13 protein-coding genes and 1 tRNA gene are annotated in these 15,004 nt (G+C 71.0%); 8 read left to right on the top strand and 6 right to left on the bottom strand.

Annotated features, from left to right (window positions below):
* Position 1 precedes the first annotated feature (1 nt).
* On the bottom strand, positions 2 to 313 hold the full coding sequence (locus FZ046_RS21905) for a hypothetical protein (protein WP_070351468.1): 312 nt from the start codon (positions 311 to 313) through the stop codon (positions 2 to 4).
* Between the two features lie 160 nt (positions 314 to 473).
* On the opposite strand from FZ046_RS21905, the gene FZ046_RS21910 reads away from it, so the two are divergent.
* Genes FZ046_RS21910 through FZ046_RS21920 form a run of 3 tightly spaced genes read left to right on the top strand, consistent with a single transcriptional unit; the run spans position 474 to position 2,784 of the window.
* Complete coding sequence (locus tag FZ046_RS21910; RefSeq protein ID WP_070351496.1) at positions 474 to 1,469, top strand: YncE family protein; 996 nt, start codon at positions 474 to 476, stop codon at positions 1,467 to 1,469.
* Positions 1,466 to 1,723: a DUF5703 family protein gene (locus FZ046_RS21915; RefSeq protein WP_070351469.1), complete on the top strand. Its 258-nt coding sequence runs from the start codon at positions 1,466 to 1,468 to the stop codon at positions 1,721 to 1,723. The genes FZ046_RS21910 and FZ046_RS21915 overlap by 4 nt, the downstream gene beginning before the upstream one ends.
* Entirely contained in the window at positions 1,723 to 2,784 is a 1,062-nt protein-coding gene (locus FZ046_RS21920) for a quinone-dependent dihydroorotate dehydrogenase (RefSeq protein WP_070351470.1), read from the top strand. Before FZ046_RS21915 ends, FZ046_RS21920 begins: the two co-directional genes overlap by 1 nt.
* Before the next feature lie 3 nt (positions 2,785 to 2,787).
* Here FZ046_RS21920 and FZ046_RS21925 read toward each other — a convergent pair whose 3' ends face one another.
* Both FZ046_RS21925 and FZ046_RS21930 read right to left on the bottom strand, forming a co-directional pair.
* Positions 2,788 to 3,321 carry a YbhB/YbcL family Raf kinase inhibitor-like protein gene (locus FZ046_RS21925; protein ID WP_070351471.1) on the bottom strand — a complete coding sequence of 178 codons (534 nt, stop codon included), beginning with the start codon at positions 3,319 to 3,321 and terminating at the stop codon, positions 2,788 to 2,790.
* A gap of 22 nt (positions 3,322 to 3,343) precedes the next feature.
* Positions 3,344 to 4,678 (bottom strand): M20/M25/M40 family metallo-hydrolase, encoded by a 1,335-nt coding sequence (locus FZ046_RS21930; RefSeq protein WP_070351472.1) that lies wholly within the window; start codon positions 4,676 to 4,678, stop codon positions 3,344 to 3,346.
* A gap of 87 nt (positions 4,679 to 4,765) precedes the next feature.
* On the opposite strand from FZ046_RS21930, the gene FZ046_RS21935 reads away from it, so the two are divergent.
* A tRNA-Leu gene (locus tag FZ046_RS21935) sits at positions 4,766 to 4,854 on the top strand.
* Between the two features lie 235 nt (positions 4,855 to 5,089).
* Positions 5,090 to 5,461 (top strand): DUF732 domain-containing protein, encoded by a 372-nt coding sequence (locus tag FZ046_RS21940; RefSeq protein ID WP_099045809.1) that lies wholly within the window; start codon positions 5,090 to 5,092, stop codon positions 5,459 to 5,461.
* 3 nt (positions 5,462 to 5,464) lie between these two features.
* Here FZ046_RS21940 and FZ046_RS21945 read toward each other — a convergent pair whose 3' ends face one another.
* A complete protein-coding gene (locus FZ046_RS21945; RefSeq protein ID WP_149484315.1) occupies positions 5,465 to 9,469 on the bottom strand; it encodes a bifunctional nitrate reductase/sulfite reductase flavoprotein subunit alpha in 4,005 nt (1,334 codons plus the stop codon).
* Complete coding sequence (locus FZ046_RS21950) at positions 9,466 to 10,884, bottom strand: nitrate/nitrite transporter (RefSeq protein WP_070355539.1); 1,419 nt, start codon at positions 10,882 to 10,884, stop codon at positions 9,466 to 9,468. The genes FZ046_RS21945 and FZ046_RS21950 overlap by 4 nt, the downstream gene beginning before the upstream one ends.
* A gap of 189 nt (positions 10,885 to 11,073) precedes the next feature.
* Here FZ046_RS21950 and FZ046_RS21955 point away from each other — a divergent pair, with 189 nt between their 5' ends.
* The 3 genes from FZ046_RS21955 to FZ046_RS21965 are packed head-to-tail and all read left to right on the top strand — an operon-like array spanning position 11,074 to position 14,224.
* The gene (locus tag FZ046_RS21955; RefSeq protein WP_070355538.1) at positions 11,074 to 11,430 is read left to right on the top strand and encodes a molybdopterin oxidoreductase; all 357 of its coding nucleotides are present in this window, start codon (positions 11,074 to 11,076) and stop codon (positions 11,428 to 11,430) included.
* 29 nt (positions 11,431 to 11,459) lie between these two features.
* The gene (gene nirB, locus FZ046_RS21960; RefSeq protein ID WP_070355547.1) at positions 11,460 to 13,895 is read left to right on the top strand and encodes a nitrite reductase large subunit NirB; all 2,436 of its coding nucleotides are present in this window, start codon (positions 11,460 to 11,462) and stop codon (positions 13,893 to 13,895) included.
* Positions 13,892 to 14,224 carry a Rieske (2Fe-2S) protein gene (locus FZ046_RS21965; RefSeq protein WP_083298506.1) on the top strand — a complete coding sequence of 111 codons (333 nt, stop codon included), beginning with the start codon at positions 13,892 to 13,894 and terminating at the stop codon, positions 14,222 to 14,224. The genes nirB and FZ046_RS21965 overlap by 4 nt, the downstream gene beginning before the upstream one ends.
* Here FZ046_RS21965 and FZ046_RS21970 read toward each other — a convergent pair.
* Positions 14,221 to 15,000 carry a DUF1206 domain-containing protein gene (locus FZ046_RS21970; RefSeq protein ID WP_070355537.1) on the bottom strand — a complete coding sequence of 260 codons (780 nt, stop codon included), beginning with the start codon at positions 14,998 to 15,000 and terminating at the stop codon, positions 14,221 to 14,223. The genes FZ046_RS21965 and FZ046_RS21970 overlap by 4 nt on opposite strands.
* Positions 15,001 to 15,004: the final 4 nt, after the last annotated feature.

Here is a 15,004-nt window from a genome sequence, read left to right on the forward strand (position 1 = left end):
GTCAGCGATGTGAGCGCGGCACCGGTTGCGCGTCGGACACGGCGTCGCGGACCGCAGCGCCGAGACTGCGCTCGTCGGTGAGGTCCACGTGGGAGAGGTCGCGGGTGGCGGTGGCCACCACGTCCTCGGCCTGCGGGACCAGCGCGCGCAACCGCAGGCGGTACACCTCGACCAGCAGCGTCTGCCGCTCGACGTGGAACGAGAAGGAGCGGCCGTCACCGACCGAGCCGAAGCCGCTGGCGTGCAGACCGGTGGAGATGTCCTCGATCACGAACTGGTCGTGGTCGACGTCCCGATTCGCCACGACGCTCATGCCGGCACCCTACCCACGCTGCGCGCCGAACCGGGCCCGTACGCGGCCGATCTCCGACCCGCGACGTGCCTACACTTGCCGGTTGTACGACCAGTCATCCGCACGTCGCGAGAGCTACCCTTTGCCGCCCTTCCGAAACCACCGACTTTCCCCGGCTCCCATCGCCGTGCTCGGCGCACTGGCGGTTGCCCTCGCCGGCTGCTCGTCGGATCCGGCCGATTCGCCACCGCCGACCATCGCGCCCGCCGTCGCCGCCGACTCGCCGCCGGTGACCGGGACACCCGACGGTGCCGTGCTCCCGTTGCCGGGCAACGGCGTCACCAGTGTGTTCGACCGCGGTACCGGTGCGCTGGCGGTGCTCGTCGGCGACGGGGCCGGTGCGGTGACGCTGGCGGTGGTGCCCGCCAAGGGGCCGGTGCGCACGGTGGCGCTGCCGTCCCCGGCGACGGCGCTGGCAGCCTCCGGGGACGGCACCGTCTACGCGGCGACGCGCGGCGGCTACCTGCGCGTCGGCCTCACCGCGGCGGTACCGGACGTGCGTCGGGTGACGGTCGACGGCGCCGCGGACGTGGACTTCACCGCGATCGCGCGCCGCGGTGACGGCCGATTGACGCTGGGCAGCGCCGACGGCGCGGTGTACACGCTGCGCGGGGACGACACCGTGGCGGCGCGGCTGCCGCTGTTCGCGCGCGTCGACGCGTTGGCCGCCCAGGGCGACACCGTGGTGGTGCTCGACCGGGGGCAGACGTCGGTGACCACCGTCGACCCGGCGGGCGACGAGGCCGACCACGCGCTGCGGGCCGGCGAGGGGGCGACGACGATCGCGGCCGACGCCGCCGGGCGCGTCCTGGTGGCCGACACGCGCGGCGGCGCCCTGCTGGTCTTCGGGGCCGACCCGTTGATGCTGCGGCAGCGCTACCCGGTGGGCGGCGCGCCCTACGGTCTCACCGGCTCCGGCCGGCTGGCCTGGGTGTCCGAGACGGCGACGAACAGCGTCGTTGGCTACGATCTGGCCACTGGAATACCGGTCGAGAAGGCGCGTTATAGAACCGTTCGGCAACCGAACTCGCTGTCCTTCGACGACGCCTCGAACACGCTCTTCGTGGTGTCCGGCGCAGGCGGCGGCGTCCAGGTGATCAGGGAGGCGGTGACGTGACGGCGATTCATCGGGGGCGGATGCCCGCCGGCTGGGAGTCGGATCTCTCCGACGAGTACGAGTGGATTCCGCTGCGGCTGCCGCCCGACGTCACGCGGGTCTCGGCGTCGACCCGACTGTCGATCGAGGCCGAGTACCGCGGCTGGGAGCTGACGCGGGTGCGGCTGTACACCGACGGCAGTCGACGGGTGCTGTTGCGCCGCAAGAAGACGGCCGCCGACCGACTCGGCGTCGGCGACCAGCCGGGCGCGTGATGTACGCCCTGCTGCGGCGAATCCTGTTCCTGGTCGCGCCCGAGCGCATCCACACCCTCGTCTTCGCCGCGCTGCGCGGCGCGACGGCACCGCAGGGGCTGCGGGCGGCGCTGGCCCGTCGCCTCGCGCCCTCCGACCCGGTGCTCGCGTCCACGGCGTTCGGGGTGCGCTTCCCCGGGCCGCTCGGGCTCGCCGCCGGCTTCGACAAGGACGGCACGGGGTTGCACACCTGGGGCGCACTGGGTTTCGGATACGCCGAGGTGGGCACCGTGACGGCGCAAGCACAGCCCGGCAATCCCACGCCACGGATGTTCCGGCTGCCCGAGGACCGGGCGCTGCTCAACCGGATGGGCTTCAACAACCACGGTTCGGCGGCGCTGGCGACCCGCATGGCGTCGCGGACGTCGACGGTGCCGATCGGCGTCAACATCGGCAAGACCAAGGCCACCCCGGCGACCGAGGCGGTCCGCGACTACGCCGAGAGCGCGCGGCTGCTCGGTCCCGTCGCGGACTACCTGGTGGTCAACGTGAGTTCGCCGAACACCCCGGGGTTGCGCGACCTGCAGGCGGTGGCGTCGCTGCGGCCGATCTTGGAAGCGGTCCGCGCGGAGACGACGGCGCCGGTGCTGGTGAAGATCGCCCCGGACCTGTCGGACGCGGACGTCGACGAGATCGCCGACCTCGCGGTCGAACTGGGCCTCGCGGGCATCGTCGCCACCAACACGACGATCTCCCGCGATGGGCTGCGCACCCCCGGGGCGGCGGACCTCGGCGCCGGCGGCGTCTCCGGCGCCCCGGTCGCCGCGCGGTCACTGGAGATCCTGCGCCGGCTGCACCGGCGCGTCGGCAACCGGTTGGTCCTCGTCAGCGTCGGCGGCATCGAAAGCGCCGATGACGCCTGGGAGCGGATCGTCAACGGCGCAGCGCTGGTGCAGGCGTACACCGGCTTCGTCTACGGCGGCGGTCTCTGGGCCAAGCGCGTGCACGACGGCCTGGCCCAGCGACTGCACGCCGGCGGGTTCGGCTCGCTGGCCGAGGCCGTGGGTTCGGCCACCCGCTGACGCCTACTGCTCCTGCTGCTCGTAGGTGCCGTGGATGACGGCGCGGGCGATGGCGTGGCTGAACAGGTTGAAGCCGAGGTAGGCCGGAGTCGCGTCCTCGGGCAGGTCCAGCTTCTCCACGTCGACGGCGTGCACGGCGATGTAGTAGCGGTGCGGCCCGTGCCCGGGAGGCGGGGCCGCGCCGATGAAGCGCGGCAGCCCGGCGTCGTTGCGCAGCGTGAGCGCATCGCCGGGGAAGCCGCTGTGGCTGCCGTCGCCGACGCCGGCGGGCAGCTCGGTCACCGTGGCGGGGAGGTTCGCGACCGCCCAGTGCCAGAAGCCCGAGCCGGTGGGCGCGTCCGGGTCGTACATCGTCACCGCGAAGCTGCGGGTCTCCTCCGGGAAGCCGCTCCACGCGAGGTCGGGCGAGACGTCCGAGCCGCCGGCACCCATGATGCCGCTGACCTGGTCGTTGCCGAACGGCTGGCCGTCGGTGACGGCCTTGCTGGTCAGGGTGAAGGTGGGCAGCTGGGGCAGAGCGTCGTACGGCGAAGTCATGCGCGTCCTCTCGGTCGGTCGGTCAGCAGTGCGACAGGAAGTGTTCGAGTACCTCGGTACCGAATTCCAGTGCGTCGACGGGTACCCGTTCGTCGACGCCGTGGAACAGCGCAGAGAAGTCGAGGTCCGGCGGCAGACGCAGCGGGGCGAAGCCGAAGCAGCGAATTCCCAGTCGTACGAACGCCTTTGCGTCCGTTCCGCCGGACAGCATGTAGGGCACGGGGCGGGCGTCCGGGTCGACGGCGAGCAGCGCCGCGTTCATGGCGTCGACCAGGTCACCGTCGAACGTCGTCTCCACCGACGGCAGGTCGCGCTCCCAGGTGCGCGTGACGTGCGGGCCGATCAGCTCGTCGACCTCGCGTTCGAAGGCGGCCTTGCGGCCGGGCAGGACGCGGCAGTCGATCATCGCCTCGGCGGTCGCGGGGATGACGTTGGCCTTGTAGCCGGCCTTCAGCATGGTGGGGTTGGCGGTGTCGCGCAGGGTGGCGCCGACGATGCGGGCGATGCCTCCCAGCTTGGCGATCGCGCCGTCGAGGTCGGGCGATGCGGGATCGAAGTCGACGCCCATCTCCTCCCCCACCGCGGCGAGGAACTGGGCGACCGAATCGGTGAGCACGAGCGGGAACTGGTGACGGCCCAGTCGCGCGACGGCCTCGGCGACGGCGGTGACGGCATTGTCGTCGTGCACCATCGAGCCGTGCCCGGCGCGGCCACGCGCACTCAGCCGCATCCACGACAGGCCCTTCTCGGCCGTCTCGATCAGGTACAGGCGGCGTTCGCCCCCGTCGCGGGTGGGCACGGTGAGCGAGAAGCCGCCCACCTCGCCGATCGCCTCGGTGACGCCGGCGAAGAGGTCGGGCCGGTTGTCGACGAGCCACTGACCGCCGTAGGTGCCGCCGTGCTCCTCGTCGGAGAGGAACGCGAACACCAGGTCGCGCGGCGGGACGATGCCGGCGCGCTTGAAGTGGCGGGCGACCGCGAGGGTCATGCCGACCATGTCCTTCATGTCCACGGCGCCGCGACCCCATACGTAGCCGTCGGAGACCGCGCCGGAGAACGGGTGCACGCTCCAGTCCGCCGGTTCGGCGGGCACCACGTCGAGGTGGCCGTGGATCATCAGCGCGCCGCGATCCGGGTCGCTGCCACGCAGGCGGGCGAAGACGTTGCCGCGGCCCGGTGCGCCGGCCTCGGCGTACTCGGTCTCGTAGCCGACCTCCTCGAGCCGGGCCGCCACCCAGCGCGCGCACTCCTCCTCGCCCTTGGTGGTCGCGGGGTCGCCGGTGTTGGAGGTGTCGAACCGGATCAGTTCGCTGACGAGGCCGACGACCTCGCTGATGGCATCCGGGGCGTCCGTCACGACCTCATTCGTACACCACCCGGCGGGCCCGCGTCGTGCTGGTTTGGGTCCGGGGCCCGGTATCCGATAGCCTTAGTCGCCCACTGAGTCCGAGTGGCGGAATGGCAGACGCGCTAGCTTGAGGTGCTAGTGCCCTATTAACGGGCGTGGGGGTTCAAGTCCCCCCTCGGACACCAGCAGTCCTTAGGGACTCAGCATCATCGCGCCGCGGCGGCGCGGGCGGATCTCCCGTCACCGCCGAGTGTGAATCCGGCGACGCTTCACCTGAGATGCGCGTCGCCAGAATCACACTCGAGCATCGCCACCTCTCCTGTTGGGCAGGCGCATCCGCCACCGTTCTGACGCGCGTGTCAGACCCCGGCGGTAACGTTTCGCATGCGGTCGGGGGGCCGCATCCAGGGGGTGGAGAGAATGAATCAAGCAGTTCGCATCGTGCTTGCGTCGGCGTGCGTGATGGCCGCCGGCACGGCGCTCGCATCGCCCGCAGCGGCCGACCCGATCGACTACGTGATGATGCTCGACGACGAGGGCGTGTACTACGCATCGATGACCGACGTGATAGACCTCGGGAAGTTCACCTGCCGGCTGCTGCGCTCCGGTGCGCCGGTGCCCGTGGCGTTGGGCACGGTGAGCGACGCCGGGTACGCGCCGTTCGAGGTGGGCATCATCGTCTACGCGGCCGGGTCGACGATGTGTCCGGACGTGCTGCCCACCATCGAGTCCTGGGCGGCACGCAACCAGGGCGGCGACGTGACGTCGAACGCTCCGGTCAGCCTGCGCTGAAGGTCAATACACGTCGCGCACATACCGTTTGGCGGCGACCAGCTCGCGCTTGTAGTCGCGGGCGGCGTCGTCGGACAGCGCGCCGTGCCGCCGGATGATCGCGAGCAGCGCGTCGTCGACGTCGCGGGCCATGCGGGTGGCGTCGCCGCACACGTAGACGTGCGCACCGTCCTCGAGCCAGCGCCACACGTCGGCGCCGTAGTCGGTCATCTTGTGCTGTACGTAGATCCGCTCGGCCTGGTCGCGGGAGAACGCGAGGTCCAGCCGGTTGAGCAGGCCGTCGTCCACCATGTCCTCGAGGTCGTGACGGTAGTAGAAGTTCTCCGCCCGGTGCCGATCGCCGAAGAACAACCAGTTGGGTCCCCGGTGCCCCAGCGCGCGGCGCTCCTGCAGGAAGCCGCGGAACGGCGCGATGCCCGTGCCCGGCCCCACCATGATCATCGGGAGGTCGCCGTCCTCGGGCGGCCGGAAGTGCGGCGATGGCTGCAGGAACACCTCGGCGTGCGTGGCACGGTCGGCCAAGAAGGTGGATCCGACACCGCCGCGCTGCACCCCACGCGGGGTGCGGTACCGCAGCACGGACACCGTCGTCTGCACCTCGTGCGGACTCACCAGCGGACTCGACGCGATCGAGTACGAACGGGGGGTCAATCGCACCAGCGCGTCCAGCCACTCCTCGGGAGCCGCCCGCACCGGGAACTCCTCGACGACGTCGATGCCGTTGCGGCCGCACAGCCACTGCTCGCGCTCGGACCGCGCGGTGCCGAGCAGCCGCGCCGCCGCCCGGTCGCCGCACCGTTCCGCCACGAACGACAGCAGGCCCGGCGTCACCCGCTGCACGTCGAACGACGCCGCGAGCGCCTCGCGCAGCGCCACGTCGGCGCCGTCGACGTGCACCACCTCGTCGCCGGACAGCCCGGTGGCCCGCAGCCAGTCCGCCACCGCTTCCGGTGCAGTGCGCACGAAGACGCCGAGCGCGTCGCCGACCGCGTAGCTCACGTCGTGCTCGGAGACGTCGAAGCCGAACCAGCGCACCTCCTTGGCGGCCGTCGGCGGGGTCAGCAGGACGTTGCGGCTCAGCGGCACCCGCAGCGGCTGGGCGCGGGTGAACGGCTGCGCGACGGGCGCGGCCGGGGCCGACGCGGCGGCGGGGCCTTTGGTGGCGGCGGCGGGGGCGGCGGTCCCCCCGCTCGCCGGGCCCAGGACGTCGACCAGGCGGTCGGTCCACTGCGCCATGGGCTCGTCGTCGAAGGCCTCGCAATCGGCGCGGTCCACCAGCCGGGTGGCGCCGAGGTCGGCGAACCGGCGGTCCAGCGACTTGGCGTAGCCGCAGAATTCGTCGTAGGACCGGTCGCCGATGCCCAGCACCGCGAACCGGACCCCGTCCAGCGCCGGGGCCTCGGAGGACTCCAGACGGTCCCAGAAGTCCGCGCCGTTGTCGGGCGGTCCGCCGTCGCCGAAGGTGCTCGTCACCACCACCACGTCGCGCCCGCCGGTGAGGTCGTCGACCGCGGCGTCGTTCATCGCCAACAGCCGCGCACCGCCGAGCCGGCCCGCCACCGACGTCGCCAACTCCTCGGCGGTACCGGTCTGCGACGCCCACAGCACCAGCGGACCGTCGGCCTCGTCTTGGCGCCCCCCGTCGGGGACCGCCCGGGAGTACCGCCCGGCGAGCAGGCCGTCGACCCACAGCCGCACCGCCGCCCGCACCGGCGCCGACGGCGGCAACACGGGCACCCCGGTGACCGACGGGCCCAGCGCGGTGAAGAACCCGGCGAGGTACAGCCGTTCCTCCTCGGTCGGCGCGGGAGCCGGCGCGGCCAGCTCGGCGGGCACGGCGGCCACCGGCGCTAGCGCCACCGCGCAGGCCTTGAACTCGGGTTGCAGCGAGTCGGGGTCGACGGCGTCGTTGGTGACCGCGTTGATGGTCAGGTCGGGCCCCTGCTCGTCGTTCCAGTGGAACGGTGCGAAGCAGTCCCCGGGCCGCACCCGGTCGGTCACGACCGCAGGGAGCACCACGCGCCCACGCCGCGACGTCACTTCGACGGACGCACCGTCGACGATGCCGAGCGGCGTCGCGTCCTCGGGATGCACCTCGATGAACGGCCGGCCGTTGAGCCGGTTCAGCTTGTCGACCCGGCCCGTCTTGGTCATGGTGTGCCATTGATGTTGCAGCCGACCGGTATTGAGCACCAGGGGATAGTCGGCGTCCGGCCGTTCGGCGGGATCCACGTGCGGACGCGGGTGGAAGACCGCGCGCCGCGACGGCGTCGGGAACGCCAGACGCGGCCGCCGGCCGGTGGCGTCGACGTACGCGTCCTGGCTGACGCCGTCGTTGAGATAGCGGATCGGGTTGCGGTCGCCACGGTTCGGCGGCGCCGGCCACTGCACGGGGCTGCTGCGGAGCCGGTCGTAGTCGACGCCCCGTAAGTCGTAACCCGTCCTGGGATTGGAGAATCGGCGAATCTCGTCGAACACCTCCGCGCTGCTGGCGAAGGCGAAGGCGGCACCGAAGCCGAGCTGCTCGGCGACGCGGCAGATGAGCTTCCAGTCCGGCATCGCCTGTCCCGGTGCGGGAATCGACTGGCCGAGTAGGGTCAGGGTGCGGTCGGAGTTCACCATCACGGCGTCGGATTCGGCCCACAGCGTGGCCGGCAGTACCACGTCGGCGTAGCGAGTCGTGGCGGTGTCGCGGTACGCGTCCTGCACCACGACGAGATCGGCCCGCTCCAGTCCCGCGACCGTGACGGCGCGGTTGGGCATCGACGCGACCGGGTTGGTGCAGATGATCCAGCAGGCCTTGATCTCCCCGGCGGCGAGCCGTTCGAACAGGTCGACCGCACCCGGCCCGAAGTCGGTGCGGATGGTGCCCGCCGGCAGTCCCCACTGCGTCTCGACGAAGGCGCGGTCGTCGGCGGACGTGACGGCGCGCTGCCCGGGCAGACCGGGTCCCATGTACCCCATCTCGCGGCCGCCCATGGCATTCGGCTGGCCGGTGAGCGACATCGGTCCGCTGCCGGGGCGGCAGATGGCGCCGGTCGCGAGGTGCAGGTTGCATATTGCGTTGGTGTTCCAGGTGCCGTGCGTGCTCTGGTTCATGCCGACCGCCCAGCAGGTCATCCACTCCCCCGCCTCGGCGATCATCGCGGCGACCGCGCGAACGTCGTCCTCGGCGAGACCGGTCAGCTCGGCCACGACGGCGGGTGGGTAGTCCGCGAGGAACGCGGGCATGGCGTCCCACCCCTCGGTGTGCTCGGCGATGAAGGCCTCGTCGACGTCGCCGTTCTCGACGAGCAGATGCAGGATGCCGTTGAGTAGCGCCAGATCCGACCCCGGCCGGATCGGCAGGTACAGGTCGGCCTTCTCGGCCGTGGCGGTGCGCCGGGGGTCGACGACGATGAGCTTCGCGCCGGCCTTGAGCCGGTCGGCCATGCGCAGGTACAGAATCGGGTGGCAGTCGGCCATGTTCGAGCCGATGACGAAGAACAGGTTGGTGTGGTCGAAGTCGGCGTACGAACCCGGCGGCCCGTCGGCACCGAGGGACTGCTTGTAGCCGGTGCCGGCACTGGCCATGCACAGCCGCGAGTTCGACTCGATGTACTTCGTGCGGAGGTACCCCTTGGCCAGCTTGGTGGCCAGGTACTGCGCCTCGATCGACATCTGCCCCGACACGTACAGCGCGACGGCGTCCGGTCCGTGCTCGTCGACGATCGCGCGCAGCCTCCGGCCGGCCTCGGCGATGGCCTCGTCGACGTCGACCTCGGCGGGTGCGCCGCTGCGGTCGGCGCGCACCAGTCCGGTGGTCAGCCGGCCCTCGGTGGCCGCCATCATCTCCGCGTGGGTGGCGCCCTTCGTGCAGAGCCGCCCGGCGTTGGTGGGGTGCAACCGGTCGCCGGACACCCGGGCGATGACGGGCGCACCGGTGCTGGGGTCGGCGCGGGTCTCGACCGAAATCCCGCAGCCGACCCCGCAGTAGGAACACGCGGTGCGCGTGGTGTGCGACGTCAACCGACCGGCGCGGGTGCCCGGCCCACGTGCTCGCCGGTGACGGTGCGCACCGACTGCATCCGCAGGAAGACGAACCAGGTGACGACGGCGCAGACGACGTAGAACGCGAGGAACACCCAGAAGGCGTTGGTGGCCGACTTCGCCTCCCCGACGTACGACAGGCGCAGCGCGATGTTGATGAAGACGCCCCCCAGGGCGCCGACGGCACCGGCGAAGCCGATCAGCGCGCCCGACATGCGCCGCGACCACGCGGCCTTGGCCTCGGCGTCCCAACCGTCCTTGTCGGCGGCCCGCGCCTCGAAGATCGACGGGATCATCTTGTAGGTGGAGCCGTTGCCGATGCCCGACAGCACGAACAGCACGATGAATCCTGCGACGTAGCCGGCCATCTGGCCGCCGGTCGGGGCGCCGCCCATCCGGTCGTCGAGCATGCCGGTGACGACCAGGATGCCCGCGGCGAAGATCATCGCGACGAACGTGTACAGGGTGATCCTGCCGCCGCCGATGCGGTCGGCGAGCTTGCCGCCGAACGGTCGGGAGATGGACCCGAGCAGCGGGCCGAGGAAGGAGATCTGCGCGGCGTGCAGGGCGGCCTGCGCGGCGGTGTCACCACCGGCGAGGAAGTTGATCTGCAGCACCTGCCCGAAGGCGAACGAGAAGCCGATGAACGAGCCGAAGGTGCCGATGTAGAGGAAGCTCATCACCCAGGAGTGCCGGTAGCGCAACGCTTCTGCGAGCGCACCTAGGTTGGACGTCTGGTTGCGCAGGTTGTCCATGAACAGCGCCGCACCCATGGCGGCGCAGCCGATGAGGACGAGGTAGATGGCGCACACCAGCTCGGGGGCGGTGTTGCCGACCGTCGCGATGATCAACAGGCCGATCAGCTGGATGACCGGGACGCCGATGTTGCCGCCGCCGGCGTTGAGGCCGAGCGCCCAGCCCTTGAGCCGTTGCGGGTAGAAGGCGTTGATGTTCGTCATCGAGGAGGCGAAGTTGCCGCCGCCGAAGCCGGCGAACGCCGCCACGACCATGAAGGTGGTGTAGCTGGTGCCGGGCGTGGTCATCGCCCACAGCGTGAGCAACGTCGGGACGAGCAGCAGCAGCGCGCTGACGATGGTCCAGTTGCGGCCGCCGAACCGGGCCGGTGCCACGGTGTACGGGATGCGCATGAACGCGCCGACCAGCGTGGGCACCGCCACCAGGTAGAACTTGCCTGCCGCGTCGATGCCGTAGACGTTCTGCGGCATGAACAGGACCATCACCGACCAGATGGACCAGATCGAGAAGCCGACGTGCTCGGCGACGATCGACCAGATCAGGTTGCGCTTGGCGATCCTGTCGTTGCCGCCCTCCCAGGCGGCGACGTCTTCGGCGTCCCAGTGGGCAATGTCGTGGTCGCGGGTGAATCTGGACATCGAAGTCCTTCCGGAAGCGGTGCGGTCGCCGATCAGTACACCGTCGTACGGTGTTGCGTCCGTTGCGCATCCGTATCCGATGTGTCAACACCCGCTCACACGGTGCGACACGCGCCGAGTGCGCAACGGTATTCCTGCCCGAAGCGCGCCGGAAACAGTCCGGAAACAGACCACCCCTATTGGTTGAGCATGAGCGACGGCAGCACTCCCCGGTTCTTGCAGGGCGCCTACTCCTTCGCCGGGACCGGTCTGGACGATCCCGCCACCATCGACGGCACGTTGCGGTACGTGGTGCCCGCCGGCGCGGTCGCCCAACCGGTGTACTTCCGCGGCGGCAACTCGACCGACGAGATGGTCAGCGTGGTGTTGATGCGCGACGGCGCCCCGATGCGGTGGTTTCCGATCGCCGCCCGGGGCGCCACCCACGTGGCGCTGCGCGTCGTGGAGGACCTGCTCGGTGACACCGCTCTGGAACTGCGGATCGCCGCGCCGCCGGGCTGCACGGGCACGGTGGTCGTCGACCTCGGCCTGGTGGAGATCTCGTGACGCCGCGGCTGGTGGTCGTCGGCAACGGCATGGCCGGGATTCGCGCCATCGAGGAGGTGCTGGCGCGCGGGGGCGGCGACGTCTTTGACATCACCGTGTTCGGCGACGAACCGTACGGCAACTACAACCGCATCCTGCTCTCCAACGTGCTTGCGGGCAGCGATGATCCGGGCGGCATCTACCTCAACGGCCTGGACTGGTACGCCGACAACCGCATCGACCTGCGCGCCGGGGTGCGGGTCGTGCGCATCGACGCCTTCGCCCACCTCGTGCACGCCGACGACGGCACCAGCATGCGCTACGACAAGCTGATCCTCGCAACCGGCAGCCGGTCGTTCTTCCCGCCGATGAAGGGTCTGTGGGCCGACGACAAGACGCTCGCCGACGGGGTGTTCGGGTTCCGCACGCTCGACGACACCGCGGCCATGATCACCGCAGCGCATGCCAGGAGCCGGGCCGTGGTGATCGGCGGCGGGCTGCTGGGCCTGGAAGCCGCCCGCGGGCTGCAGAACCGCGGCTTGGCGGTCGACGTGGTGCATGCCGGGCCGACGCTGATGAACGCGCAACTCGACGACCTCGCGGGGGCCATTCTGCGAAAGTCGGTGCAGAGCCTCGGCATCGGCGTGCACACCGACAAGCGGACCACCGAGGTGCTGCTGGCCGACGACGGCCGACTGTCCGGCGTCGCGTTCGCCGACGGCAGCCGGCTGGACTGCGACATGCTGGTGATCGCGGCGGGTATCCGGCCCAACGTCGGTCTGGCGCAACGGGCCGGGCTGACGGTGGAGCGGGCGATCGTCACCGACGACCACATGCGCTCGGTCGACGACGACGACGTCTACGTGGTCGGTGAGTGCGCACAGCACCGCGGCCAGGTCTACGGTCTGGTCGCGCCGCTGTGGGAGCAGGCACGGGTCCTCGCCGACCACCTCACCGGCAACGACCCGGCGGCCACCTATCACGGGTCGCGGGTGGCGACGAAGCTCAAGGTGGCCGGCGTCGACGTCGCGGCGATGGGCATCAAGGCCCCCGAACGCGACGACGACGAATTCGTGCAGTACTCCGAACCGCGGCACGGCGTCTACAAGACCGTCGTCATCCGGGATGGCAAACTGGTGGGCGCCACCCTGGTCGGCGACGTGTCGAAGGTGGCGTTCCTGACCCAGGCCTTCGACAGCGGCCTCCCCCTGCCGGACGAGCGCGTGTCGTTGATGTTCGACATCGGCACGCCCGACGTGGGCGTCGGCGTCGGCGAGCTGGCCGACGACGCGCAGGTGTGCAACTGCAACGGCGTGTCCAAGGGTGCGCTGGTGTCCTGCGTGCGCGGCGGCGAGACCTCGCTGACGGGAGTGATGGCGAAGACCAAGGCGGGCAAGGGCTGTGGGTCGTGCAAGGAACTCGTCGGCCAGATCGTCGAGTGGGCGGCCGACGGCGCGGTCACCGAGGACCCGTCGGCGTCCTGGTACGTGCCGGCGATCCCGTACGACAAGCCGACGCTGATGCGTCACGTGCGGGAACTCCGTCTGCACTCGGTGTCGTCGGTCTTCGTCGCGCTCGCGCCGGACGGCAAGCCCGATGCCGGATCCAAGATGGCCTTGGCGTCGCTGCTGGAGACGATGTGGGCCGACGAGTTCGTCGACGAGCGCGACGCGCGGTTCATCAACGACCGCGTGCACGCCAACATCCAGCGTGACGGCACGTTCTCGGTGGTGCCGCAGATGAAGGGCGGGGTCACCAGCGCGGCGCAGCTCCGCCGCATCGCCGACGTCGCCGAGAAGTACGAGATCCCGATGATCAAGCTGACCGGCGGACAGCGCATCGACCTGCTGGGCGTGCGCAAGGAGGACCTGCCCGCGGTGTGGGCCGACCTCGACATGCCGTCGGGCTACGCCTACGGGAAGAGCTTCCGGACGGTCAAGACGTGCGTGGGGACCGACTTCTGCCGCTACGGGCTCGGCGACTCGACGGCGCTGGGCATCGCGATCGAGGAGCGGTACCAGGGGCTGGCGAGCCCGGCGAAGATGAAGCTGGCCGTGACGGGGTGCCCGCGCAACTGCGCCGAGGCGCTGTGCAAGGACCTCGGCGTGGTGGCGGTCGGTGACGGGCGCTGGGAGATCTACGTCGGCGGTGCCGCGGGCGCACACGTCCGCAAGGGCGACCTGCTGGCCACCGTCGACTCGCCGGAGGAGGTGATGACGCTGACCGGACGCTTCCTGCAGTACTACCGGGAGAACGCCAACTGGCTGGAGCGCACGTATGCCTTCGTGCCGCGGGTCGGCATCGACCACGTCCGCGCCGTCGTGGTCGACGACGCGGAGGGCAGCGCCGCCGCCCTGGACGCCAACATGGCCAGATCGGTGGCGGCATACCGTGATCCGTGGCAGGACGGTCGTGAACCGGCCACCGAGGGTCAGTTCCGCACGTCGCTGCCCCTGACCCCGCTGCCCCGGGTGCCGGCACGGTGACCGGGCAGGGCGGCACCCCCGTGGGTCACGTCGACGAGATCCCGGTCGGTGAGGGCCGCACGTACGCACTCGGCGGGGAGCAGGTGGCGGTGTACCGCATGCGGGACGGCTCGCTGCGGGCGCTGGGCGCGGTCTGCCCGCACCGCGGCGGACCGCTGGCCGACGGCTTGACCGATGACGACGTGGTGGTGTGCCCGCTGCACGGCTACGGCTACGACCTGCGCACGGGACGCGAGGTCTCCGACAGCGGCTTGGCGGTCTGCGCGCACCGGGCGACGGTCGACGCCGACGGCGCCATCCGGATCTCGCCGTGCGGTGACGTGCCCTAGCTCATGTCGGCGTGCCGGCTGCGGATGATGCTGAACACGCCGTAGGCCGCGATGCCCAGAGCCGCGAGCACCAGCAGGATGCGCCCGAACGGAGCCGCGCCGAGGGTCTTGACCGCCGCATCGATGCCGGAGGCCTTGGCCGGGTCGGACGTGAAGGTGGCGACGAGGACCAGGATGCCCGCCCCGGCGAGCACCAGACCCTTGGCGGTGTAGCCGATGACGCCGGCCGGGGTGACCACGGGGCCGCGCCGGCGCGTCAATTCCTTCTCGAACCGCTTGGTGACGCCCTTGTACACGTGGTAGCCACCGACGCCGAGCAGGACCAGCGCGACGACGACCAGAACCGCCTTGCCCCAGCCGGATTGCATCAGCTGAGCAGACAGCCCGGCGTTCTGCTGTCCGCTGGACTGTCCGCTGCCGGTGGCGAAGCGGGCCGCCGAGAAGGCGAGTGCGAGGTTGACGATCCCGACGGCGGCGGCCTTCACGCGGTCCTTGGTGTCGTCCTCGGTGAACGCCTCGACGAGGTGCCAAAGGCCCAACGCGGCCAAGCCGAAGGCGGCCAGCCACAGCATCACCGCGCCGCCGGTCTGACTGCCGAGGGTGGCGAGCGCGCCGGACTGGTCGGCGCTGCCGCCACCGCCGAAGGCCAGGCGGAGCACGATCCACGCCAGCAGGAGATGGAGCACGCCGCTGGCCACGAATCCCGCACGTGCGGCACGTTCGAACCACGGACTGTCGGCGGCGTTGCGCGCAGCCGTTCGGGCATTCGTCGTCATGGCG

It is taken from the genome of Mycolicibacterium grossiae, from assembly GCF_008329645.1.
In the GTDB taxonomy this organism is placed as follows: Bacteria; Actinomycetota; Actinomycetes; order Mycobacteriales; family Mycobacteriaceae; genus Mycobacterium; species Mycobacterium grossiae.

What these genes read in the sequence shown, in the direction of transcription:
- FZ046_RS21905 (WP_070351468.1), bottom strand. Translation starts at nt 313, where the DNA reads ATGAGCGTCGTGGCGAATCGGGACGTCGACCACGACCAGTTCGTGATC.
- FZ046_RS21920 (WP_070351470.1), top strand. Translation starts at nt 1,723, where the DNA reads ATGTACGCCCTGCTGCGGCGAATCCTGTTCCTGGTCGCGCCCGAGCGC.
- FZ046_RS21925 (WP_070351471.1), bottom strand. Translation starts at nt 3,321, where the DNA reads ATGACTTCGCCGTACGACGCTCTGCCCCAGCTGCCCACCTTCACCCTG.
- FZ046_RS21940 (WP_099045809.1), top strand. Translation starts at nt 5,090, where the DNA reads ATGAATCAAGCAGTTCGCATCGTGCTTGCGTCGGCGTGCGTGATGGCC.
- FZ046_RS21950 (WP_070355539.1), bottom strand. Translation starts at nt 10,884, where the DNA reads ATGTCCAGATTCACCCGCGACCACGACATTGCCCACTGGGACGCCGAA.
- FZ046_RS21955 (WP_070355538.1), top strand. Translation starts at nt 11,074, where the DNA reads ATGAGCGACGGCAGCACTCCCCGGTTCTTGCAGGGCGCCTACTCCTTC.
- nirB (WP_070355547.1), top strand. Translation starts at nt 11,460, where the DNA reads ATGGCCGGGATTCGCGCCATCGAGGAGGTGCTGGCGCGCGGGGGCGGC.
- FZ046_RS21970 (WP_070355537.1), bottom strand. Translation starts at nt 15,000, where the DNA reads ATGACGACGAATGCCCGAACGGCTGCGCGCAACGCCGCCGACAGTCCG.